This is a genomic window from uncultured Brevundimonas sp., from assembly GCF_963974615.1.
Taxonomy (GTDB): domain Bacteria; phylum Pseudomonadota; class Alphaproteobacteria; order Caulobacterales; family Caulobacteraceae; genus Brevundimonas.
On sequence record NZ_CAXBDH010000018.1, the window covers coordinates 44,655 to 53,588 of the forward strand.

At 67.9% G+C, this 8,934-nt stretch carries 9 protein-coding genes and 1 pseudogene; 6 read left to right on the top strand and 4 right to left on the bottom strand.

Annotated elements, in window-relative coordinates:
• Positions 1-4 precede the first annotated feature (4 nt).
• A complete protein-coding gene (locus AAC050_RS12585) occupies positions 5-214 on the bottom strand; it encodes a flagellar hook protein FlgE (protein ID WP_339915435.1) in 210 nt (69 codons plus the stop codon).
• Positions 215-393: 179 nt separating this feature from the next.
• Between AAC050_RS12585 and AAC050_RS12590 the strand changes: the two genes are divergently transcribed.
• Together AAC050_RS12590 and AAC050_RS12595 are read left to right on the top strand one after the other, a co-directional pair.
• Positions 394-2,136 carry an ATP-binding protein gene (locus AAC050_RS12590; RefSeq protein WP_339915436.1) on the top strand — a complete coding sequence of 581 codons (1,743 nt, stop codon included), beginning with the start codon at positions 394-396 and terminating at the stop codon, positions 2,134-2,136.
• 60 nt (positions 2,137-2,196) lie between these two features.
• Positions 2,197-2,520, top strand: coding sequence for an Mpo1-like protein (locus AAC050_RS12595; RefSeq protein ID WP_339915437.1), 324 nt, complete (start codon positions 2,197-2,199; stop codon positions 2,518-2,520).
• On the opposite strand, the gene AAC050_RS12600 is transcribed toward AAC050_RS12595, so the two are convergent.
• Entirely contained in the window at positions 2,517-3,050 is a 534-nt protein-coding gene (locus AAC050_RS12600; RefSeq protein WP_339915438.1) for a 3D domain-containing protein, read from the bottom strand. The genes AAC050_RS12595 and AAC050_RS12600 overlap by 4 nt on opposite strands.
• A gap of 205 nt (positions 3,051-3,255) precedes the next feature.
• On the opposite strand from AAC050_RS12600, the gene AAC050_RS12605 reads away from it, so the two are divergent.
• Entirely contained in the window at positions 3,256-3,930 is a 675-nt protein-coding gene (locus AAC050_RS12605) for a nitroreductase family protein (protein ID WP_339915439.1), read from the top strand.
• 4 nt (positions 3,931-3,934) lie between these two features.
• Here the strand turns inward: AAC050_RS12605 and AAC050_RS12610 are convergent, their stop codons facing one another.
• The gene (locus AAC050_RS12610) at positions 3,935-5,305 is read right to left on the bottom strand and encodes a M28 family peptidase (RefSeq protein WP_339915440.1); all 1,371 of its coding nucleotides are present in this window, start codon (positions 5,303-5,305) and stop codon (positions 3,935-3,937) included.
• 131 nt (positions 5,306-5,436) lie between these two features.
• Between AAC050_RS12610 and AAC050_RS12615 the strand changes: the two genes are divergently transcribed.
• The 3 genes and pseudogenes from AAC050_RS12615 to AAC050_RS12625 form a co-directional block, all read left to right on the top strand.
• Positions 5,437-6,465, top strand: a complete 1,029-nt coding sequence (locus tag AAC050_RS12615; RefSeq protein ID WP_339915441.1) for a S1/P1 Nuclease — start codon at positions 5,437-5,439, stop codon at positions 6,463-6,465.
• A gap of 185 nt (positions 6,466-6,650) precedes the next feature.
• Entirely contained in the window at positions 6,651-7,427 is a 777-nt protein-coding gene (locus tag AAC050_RS12620; protein WP_339915442.1) for an RNA methyltransferase, read from the top strand.
• Between the two features lie 433 nt (positions 7,428-7,860).
• Positions 7,861-8,074 (top strand): annotated as a pseudogene (locus AAC050_RS12625) (RNA methyltransferase); the annotation flags it as partial.
• Positions 8,075-8,152: 78 nt separating this feature from the next.
• Here AAC050_RS12625 and AAC050_RS12630 read toward each other — a convergent pair.
• Complete coding sequence (locus AAC050_RS12630) at positions 8,153-8,866, bottom strand: NAD-dependent deacylase (RefSeq protein WP_339915443.1); 714 nt, start codon at positions 8,864-8,866, stop codon at positions 8,153-8,155.
• Positions 8,867-8,934: the final 68 nt, after the last annotated feature.

The following is an 8,934-nucleotide window of genomic DNA, read 5'->3' on the forward strand; positions in this document are numbered from 1 at the left end:
GCCGTCAGGCCAGCATGTCGAGCAGGGTGCCGGTCATCTGGTCGGCGGTCTTCAGCACCGCGACATTGGCCTTGAGGGCGACCTCGGACTGGAGGCGGTCGACGACTTCCTCGGCCAGATTTTCCAGCGGATCAGCCGCCGTGCGGCGGGCGCTGGCGTCAAAGCGGGCGGTGGCGGCGGCGATACCGCCGGCGGCGATGGCGAACGACTGCATGGGCGACTCCCGTTCCGTTAGTTCCGACTGTGCCCGGGAGAGGCTGAACAAGGCGCGTACAAAGGTGGTGAACGGGAGTCTGAGGCACCGCCTCCCGTTTGTCGGGCCATCCGGGATGCCGGTGGCCTTAATCATGGCTTCATCGCTGACGTGCATTAGGAAAGCAGCCGAGGATTGCAATGAACCTTTCAGTACTGGGTCTCGACGAGGCGTTCGACCGGACGGCGGTTGAAACCCGACGTCAGGCCGCGCCCCGGATCGTCATCAGCGTACTGGTATTCCTGACCGGATTGACGGCAATTCCACTGGCCTCGCTACTGGTCTGGGCAACGATGTATCTGATCGGCGATTCGACCCTGTGGGTCGCCACCGATCCGGAACGTCAGGCGCGACACCCGGTATTCTTCCGCGTTCTCCGCCTGTTTGCCTCCTGCATGTCGACCTGCGCCTGGGTGACGATCGGCTGGCTGTGGTGGTGGGCACCGGGCGCGCACAGCCAGGTGGTGGCGGTGGCCCTGATCACCGGCGTGCTGCTGTATGTCGTGCGCAGCTGCCACCGGTCGCTGGCCCATATGGCGGTGACCGGCCTGCCGCCGTCCGTGATGCTGCTGGTGCTGCCATTCACCCTGCCCGATTTCACCAATGAGCTGGGCCTGATCTGGTCGATGATCCTGGTCGTGGCCTTTGCCGTCAGCTCCTGTCTGAACGCCTGGCGTTCGCACCGGGTGCTGGTCGACAAACAGCATGAGGCGGAGGTGGCCAGTGTCGCCAAGTCGGAGTTTCTGGCCAATATGAGCCACGAGATCCGCACCCCCCTGAACGGCGTTCTGGCCATGGCCCATGTGCTGAACGAGGCCGACCTGCGGCCGCGCGAGCAGGAGGCGGCGCGCATGATCTGCGCTTCCGGCGAGATGCTGGAGCGGCTGCTGTCCGACATTCTCGACCTGGCCAAGGTTGAGGCCGGTCAGCTGGAGATCGAGGCGGCTCCCTTTCATGCGGGCGACCTGGTCCGCAACGTCGTTGCCATGTGCCGACCCAGGGCAGACGAAAAGGGTCTGCCGATCACGATCGAGATCGATCCTGTGGCCGACCGGACCTATGTCGGCGACGCGGTCCGCGTCCGGCAGGTGATCATCAACCTGGTGTCTAATGCGGTGAAATTCACGACCTCGGGCGAGGTGAGGCTGGCGCTGAAGGTCGGGACCGAAGGCCGGCTACGCTTCGAGGTTTCGGATACGGGGGAGGGCTTCGAGCCGGCGCTCAAGGCCCGTCTGTTTGACCGGTTCCAGCAGGCCGACGGCTCGATCACGCGTCGCTTCGGTGGCAGTGGCCTGGGGCTGGCGATTTCGAAACATCTGGCCAAGGTGATGGGGGGAACCCTGGACTGCGACAGCACGCCCGGCATCGGTTCGGTCTTCTGGTTCGAGGCGCCCCTGCCGGTCGCCGAGGCCCCCGGGCCCGAGTGCGTGAACGCCCCGTCGGGCACGATGATGTCAGCGATGCGGCTGCTGGTCGCCGACGACCATCCCACCAACCTCCGCGTCGTCGAGATCATTCTCCGGGATGTTGGAATCGAGGTGACCTCGGTCGTGAACGGTCTTGAGGCTGTGCAGGCCCACGCCGTCGGTGCCTATGACCTGATCCTGATGGACATGCAGATGCCGGTGATGGACGGGATGACGGCCGTGGCTGAAATCCGGGCCACCGAGGCGCGCACCGACGGCCCACGTACGCCGATCATCATGCTGACCGCCAACGCCATGCCGGAACAGGTGCGGGCCGGTCGGCTGGCCGGTGCCGATGCTCATCTGTCGAAGCCGATTACCCCCGCGTCCCTGCTACAGGCCATCACCGATGTCTCGGCCGGAGATCTGGCGGCCCCTGACCTCGCCGAGGCGGTCCAGGGGGTGAGGCACCGTTGAGCCCTGTTGTGACGGGCCCGGTCGCTTGCCTCAGGACTGGCGGAGAGGCATCATTCGCCGATGAGCACGCAACAGCCGGCGGGCGGACGCTTCCAGACGTTTTCGACTTTCTATCCGTACTACATCCACGAGCACTCGAACCGTACCTGCCGTCGCATCCATGTGGTCGGCACGGCGCTGGTCATTGCGGTGTTCATCACGGCGATCGTGACGGCCAATGCCTGGTGGCTGCTGGCCATGCCGCTGGTCGGCTACGGCTTTGCCTGGGTCGGCCATTTCTTCTTCGAAAAGAACCGCCCGGCCACCTTCCAGTATCCGCTGTGGAGCCTGATGGGTGACTGGCGATTGTTCTTCGAAACCGTCAGCGGCCGGCGCAAATTCTAGTTTGAGGCGTTGTTCCAGGCCGGGGGGCAGCCGTCGAAACGGCCGGCTTCGGCGATCGACAGGGTCTGCATGTTCAGGCTCATCGCCGGTCGCATCGAGGCGCGGCCGGTGCCGGTATACAGGTCGACCTTGTTGCCCTTGATCGCGCCGCCGGTGTCGGAGGCGTACCAGTAGCCGTCGTGCCGGGTGCCGTCGGCGAGGCGCAGGCCTACGGTTTCGCGGATGAACAGCCGGGTGCGACGCGGGATGACGCGGGGATCAACGGCCACGGTACGCATCGGGATCGGACGGCAGCCGAGGGAGTCGTTGCCCGTCGCCCCGCCACCGCCTGCATGATAAAGCCGCGCCGAGGCCCGCCAGTCCGGGTCCCCGGCCATCAGTTCGGCCTGTTCGGCGTTCAGCTCGACGTTGGATGCCGTTTCCGCTGCCGCCGCATCCGCGGCCACCACTGAGGCATAGGGGGCCGGTTCGCCCGCGACGGGGAACATCAGCGCCAGCATCAGGGCAAGGGCAGCGGCAGCTTCCGGCATGAGCCGACTCGGGGAGACTCCGGTCGAGGTGCGCCGGCGGACGGGTTTTTGGCCGTAAATGTGGCGAAATACAGACACGCCCGCCCCGCAGGCCGGTCTGTCCACAATCGTCCCGATCCACCCCCTGTTGTCATCGGATCGCCCGGGTGGAGGCGACGCCCGGCATCGGCTAGACCGGGTCCCGAACCCGACCGGAGCCTGATCGATGCGTGACCACCCCTGTGTCCCCCTGAGCGGCTATGCGACGATCGATGACGCCACCGGTCTGGCGCGGGTCTCGGCCTTCCGCAGCCTTATGGCGACGCGGCGCACGGTCCGCGACTTTTCCGATCGGCCGGTGCCCCGCGCCGTGGTTGAACAGGCCCTGCTGACGGCCGGTTCCGCGCCGTCGGGGGCCAATCACCAGCCGTGGTTCTTCAGTGTCATCGACAGTCCCGAGGCCCGGGCCCGCATCCGCGCGGCGGCCGAGAGCGAGGAACAGGAATTCTATGCCTCGAAGGCCCCTCAGGAATGGCTGGACGCCCTGGCCCCGCTGGGCACCGATCCGGACAAGGGATTCCTCGAGGTGGCCCCGGTGCTGATCGCCATTTTCGGTCAGAAGCGCGGCGGGCCGAAGCCGGGCGATGATCGGAAGAACTACTATGTCACCGAGAGCGTCGGCATCGCCACCGGCCTGCTGATCGCGGCCCTGCACGAGGCCGGGCTGGCGACCCTGACCCATACGCCGGCCCCGATGAGCTTTCTGGCCGAGATCTGCGGCCGACCGGCGGGAGACAAGCCCTTCCTGCTGCTGGTGGCGGGTCATCCGGCCGCCGACGCCACCGTGCCGGTCGCCGCTCTGGACAAGAAGCCGCTGGACGCCATCGCCGCCTGGATCTGACGACCTAGCGGGGTTGCGGCTGTCCGCCCGGGGTCCAGGCCGGGGTGAAGTCGCTGGAGGCCAGCCAGCGCAGTGGTTCGACCAGTGACTGGATGGCGCGGGTCATGAACGGGATGTCGAGGTGGGCGATGTCGTCTTCGGCCGAATGATAGGTCGGGGTTACGGCCCAGCCCGAAATCGTGTGGGCGACCACGCCCTGCAGGGCCAGCTGGTAGTTGTCGGACCGTTCGAAGAAATTCTGTTCCGGATAGAGGTCCGGGGCGATCAGGGCCCCGCGGGCCTGCAGGGTGGAACCGAAGTCCGAGCGGTCGAAACCGGTCATCATCATCACCCCGTCGGGCATCTGTGGATCCTGGGCCCCGATCATCTCGATCTCCAGATTGGCGACGATGTCGGTCAGGGGCACGGGCGGATGGTCGCCGAACCAGTGCGAGCCGAGGCCGCCGACCTCCTCGCTGCCATAGGCGACGAACAGGATGCCGCGCCGGTGCGGCTCACCGTTCGACAGGGCCCGGGCCAGTTCCAGCACGGCGGTGACGCCCGAGGCGTCGTCATTGGCCCCGTGCATGATGACCCCGTCGGGACGGACGCCCAGATGGTCGAGGTGGGCGCTGATCAGGATAACGCCGGCATCGGGGTCGGTGCCGGGCAGCCAGCCGACGGCATTGGTGGTCACCGTCTCCTCGACATGGGCCGGACCGGGTTCCCAGACCGCGCCGGTGCCGGGCATCAACGCCATCCGGTCCCAGGTCATGGCGGGGACGACGACGAGGACCGGGGACGACCGGGGCGCGGTCCCGGCCAGGGTCAGGCCGGGCCGGTTCGGGGAAGACCGGGCTACAGCCTCCCGCAGGGCCGCCGTCTCGCGCAGGATCACCAGCCGGTTGCCCCGACGAAAGGCGGTATTGATCCAGGCCCCGACCGCAGGGCCTTCCGGCGGGGCGATCATCACGATTTCGGCGGCCGGGAGGGCGGCGGGATCGTTGCCGGTGACCACCTCGACCCGGCCGCGCAGCGCCGTTCCGGCCCCCGACAGCAGGCCCAGCCCGTCCATCTGCGACAGGGTGATACCGCCGATGCTGAGGCTGGCCGTACCCGACGGCGTGGTGCGGATCACGGGGGCGGTCTGGGTATAGCCGTCCATGCCCGGCGCAGGCTGCAGGCCGAAGCCCTGGAACTGGGCGGCGACATAGGCGGCGGCTACGGCCTCGTCATGGGTGGCGCTGCCGCGGCCGCGCAGGACATCCCCGGCGAGGAAGGCCTCATGGGCCGCGACCCAGGCCGGATCGACGACGACCGGGGCAGTCTGGGCCCGGACCGGGGCGGCGAACAGCGCCAGGGCGGCGATGGCGGCGACGGCGCTGCGTCTGAACATGGTAACCTCCGGTATAACCATCGACCTGTCACCCGCGTGGCCGTCCGAGGTCAAGCCGGGTAATAATCCGCTGGACGCGGTGGCGGTGCGGATTTACCCCGACCGCAGTCGTCATGACCCGGAGCTGTCCGATGAAGCGTATCGCCCTCGCCCTGTCCGCCCTGACCCTGGGAGCCGCCGCCCTGGGGGTACCGGCCGTGGTCTCGGCCTGGGGCAATACCGGCCACCGCATGGTCGGCATGGCCGCCGTGCGCGCCCTGCCGGATGAACTGCCGGCCTTTCTGCGCACGCCGGGGGCCGCGGCCGAGGTCGGAGAACTGTCGCGCGAACCGGACCGCACCAAGGGCGGCGGCCAGCCGCATGACCGCGAACGCGACACGGCCCATTTCATCGACATGGATGACGACGGCCATGTGCTGAACGGTCAGGGCCTGTCGATCGACGCCCTGCCGGTGCTGAAGTCCGAATATGACGCCGCTCTTGCGGCAGCGGGGATCGACGTCGATGACGCCGGCTACCTGCCCTATGCGATCATGGACGGCTATCAGCAGCTGGTGCGTGACTTCGCCACCTGGCGGGTGCTGAACGCCGCCGAGGCGCGCGAGAGCGATCCGGGCAAACGCGCCTGGTACCGTGAGGACCGACTGCGCCGCGAGGCCCTGATCCTGCGCGACATGGGCTATCTGTCCCACTACGTCGGCGACGGCAGCCAGCCGCTGCACACCTCGATCCACTACAATGGCTGGGGCTCCTATCCGAACCCCGAGGGCTTCACCAATTCGCGGCAGACGCACGGCAGCTTTGAGGGGGCCTTCGTGCGCCGCACCGTGCGCTTGGACGCCGTCGAGGCGGCCATGCCCGCGCCGCGACTGGACGGGTTCGACCTGCGCCTGCGGGTGCCTGCCTATCTGAAGGCCTCGCTGGCCGAGACCATCCCCTTCTACCGGCTCGAGAAGGCCGGCGGCTTCGTCGAGACGGACGCTCGTGGCGGCACCTTCGCCACGGCGCGGCTGGCGGCGGGCGCGGCCGAGCTGCGTGACCTGACCGTGCTGGCCTGGCGCGCCTCGGCCGAGGTGTCGATCGGCTGGCCGGCGGTCAAGGTGGCTGAGGTCGAGGCCGGCACCGCCGATCCGTGGCTGGCCATGATCGGCGAGGACTGATCCGGTAGCGCGACGATCTTCGGGTCCTTCCCCCATTTCGGGGGAAGGTGGGCGGCGGAGCCGCTCGGATGGGGGCGCTTTCCTCGCCAACATGAGTCAGCGGTCTGCTCGCAATAGATAGCCCCCATCCGTCTCGCTTCGCGAGCCACCTTCCCCCGAAATGGGGGAAGGGCTAGTCAGGCTCCATGTCTGACCCGCTTCCCCCCGTTGTCATCCTCGACAAGTCGCAGATGGCCGAGAACATCGGTGCGGTGGCGCGGGTGATGGCCAATTTCGGCCTGACCGACCTGCGTTTGGTCCAGCCGCGCGACGGCTGGCCGCAGGAACGGGCCTGGGCCATGGCCTCGGGGGCTGACTGGGTGCTGGACGGCATCACGGTGTTCGACAGCGTCGCCGAGGCCGTGGCCGATCTGAACACCGTCTATGCCGCAACGGCCCGGTCGCGCGGCACGCGCCAGCCGGTGCGCACGCCGCGTGAAACGGCCCGGGTGCTCTACGATGACCGGGCCTCGGGCCTCGGCGTCGGCCTGTTGTTCGGCGGTGAGCGGGCCGGGCTGGAGACCAGCGACATCGCCCTGTGCCAGGGTATCGTCACCATCCCCATCGATCCGCGTCATCAATCCTTGAATCTGGCCCAGGCGGTGGCCATCAACGCCTATGAGTGGCGCACCCTGATCCTCGACGCCCCGCCGCCGCGCTTCCGCGAGGGCGAGCCCCCGGCCACCGGCGAGACCCTGCTGGGGATGTACGAGCATCTGGAGCGCGAACTGGACGCCGGCGGCTTCTTCCATCCGCCCGAGAAGCGCCCGTCGATGGTGCAGAACCTGCGCGTCATGCTGGGTCGCGCCGCCTTCACCGATCAGGAGGCCGCCACCTTCCGCGGCGTGATCACCGCCCTGTCGAAGGGGAGGGGCCGGGTGCTGGCCAAGCTGGCGGCGAAGAAGGCGGCCGGGAAGGACTAGATAGTTGTGGTCATCCTCGGGTCAGGCTGCCGCCTCCGGAGGATGACAACGGGCTCAGGTCCGGGTCGCGGTCAGCAGGTTAGGGGAATGTATTCCTCATACGGCGTAATCTCCGCGTACGTTCCACCTGGACCCGGGTACGGACCCAGGACTGTGCCATCGCATTCGATGATCTGATACCCGACCAGCCTTATGTGAGCATCGCTCTCGTACCAGTTGTAGGTGCCGGCTATAAAAAACGTGCGCGATTGGACCGGTGCGGACGGGGGGGGCGGTGCCGCGGCGGCTGTAAGGCCGAGAGCGAGGGCGCTGCCGACAAGAATCCTGGAAATTCGCATAACCGATACTCCAATGACGTTGTAATCGGCATTACGGTTTCACCACCTAAGATAGAAGTCAAGGCGTCGCGCACGCAACAGGTTTTTGGGCCGGCGGCGTCTTCCACCCGCCCGAGAAGCGCCCATCGATGGTGCAGAACCGGCATCATGCCGGGTCGCGTCGCCTTCACCGATCAGGAGGCCGCCACCTTCCGCGGCGTGATCACCGCCCTGTCGAAGGGGAGGGGCCGGGTGCTGGCCAGGCTGGCGGCGGCTTCCAAATCCTCCCCCAACGGGGGAGGGGGACCGCGGAGCGGTGGAGGGGGCTGACGCCGCAGCATCGTTGCGAGAAAAGACCCCCTCCGTCACGACGCTCCGCGTCGCGCCACCTCCCCCTGAAGGGGAGGATCAGGCCAGTTCACCGAAAAACCCCGGCACCACCTCGGTCGCGGGGCCATACCGCCCCTCGTCGAACAGGCCCGCGCCCTGGGTCGGTTCAATGTTGAGCTCCACCGTGTGCGCCCCGGACCGGCGGGCCAGCTGCACAAAGCCTGCCGCCGGAAACACCGCACCCGAGGTGCCGATCGAGACGAACAGGTCGCAGCGGTCCAGCGCCGCCTCGATACGGTCCATCTGCAGCGGCATCTCGCCGAACCAGACGATATGCGGCCGCAGTCGGCCCGCCGGATGGTGGGGCGAGGGCTGGTCCGTGGCCAGATCGCCGGGCCAGTCACAGACCCGGCCGGTGGCGGTGCAGGCGGCCTTCAGCAGTTCACCATGCATATGGATCAGCTCGAAGCCGGGCCCGGGCGGGGTCGCGGCATGGGCGCGGTCGTGCAGGTCGTCGACATTCTGGGTCACCAGCAGGATGTCGCCGTCCCAGCGCGCCGCCAGCTCGGCCAGGGCCTGATGGGCGGCGTTGGGATGTACGGTCGGCAGCTGGCGGCGGCGCTGGTTGTAGAAATCCTGCACCGTCGCCGGGTCGCGCGCGAACCCCTCGGGCGTGGCCACATCCTCGATCCGGTGCCCCATCCACAGACCGTCGTCGGCGCGGAAGGTGGGAACGCCGGACTCCGCCGAGATGCCGGCGCCGGTCAGGATGACGAGATTTCTGTGACCCATGCGCCATTAAAGCCCTTCTCCCCTTGCGGGAGAAGCAACCATGTCAGTTTGGCGTGGCGGTCCAGGGC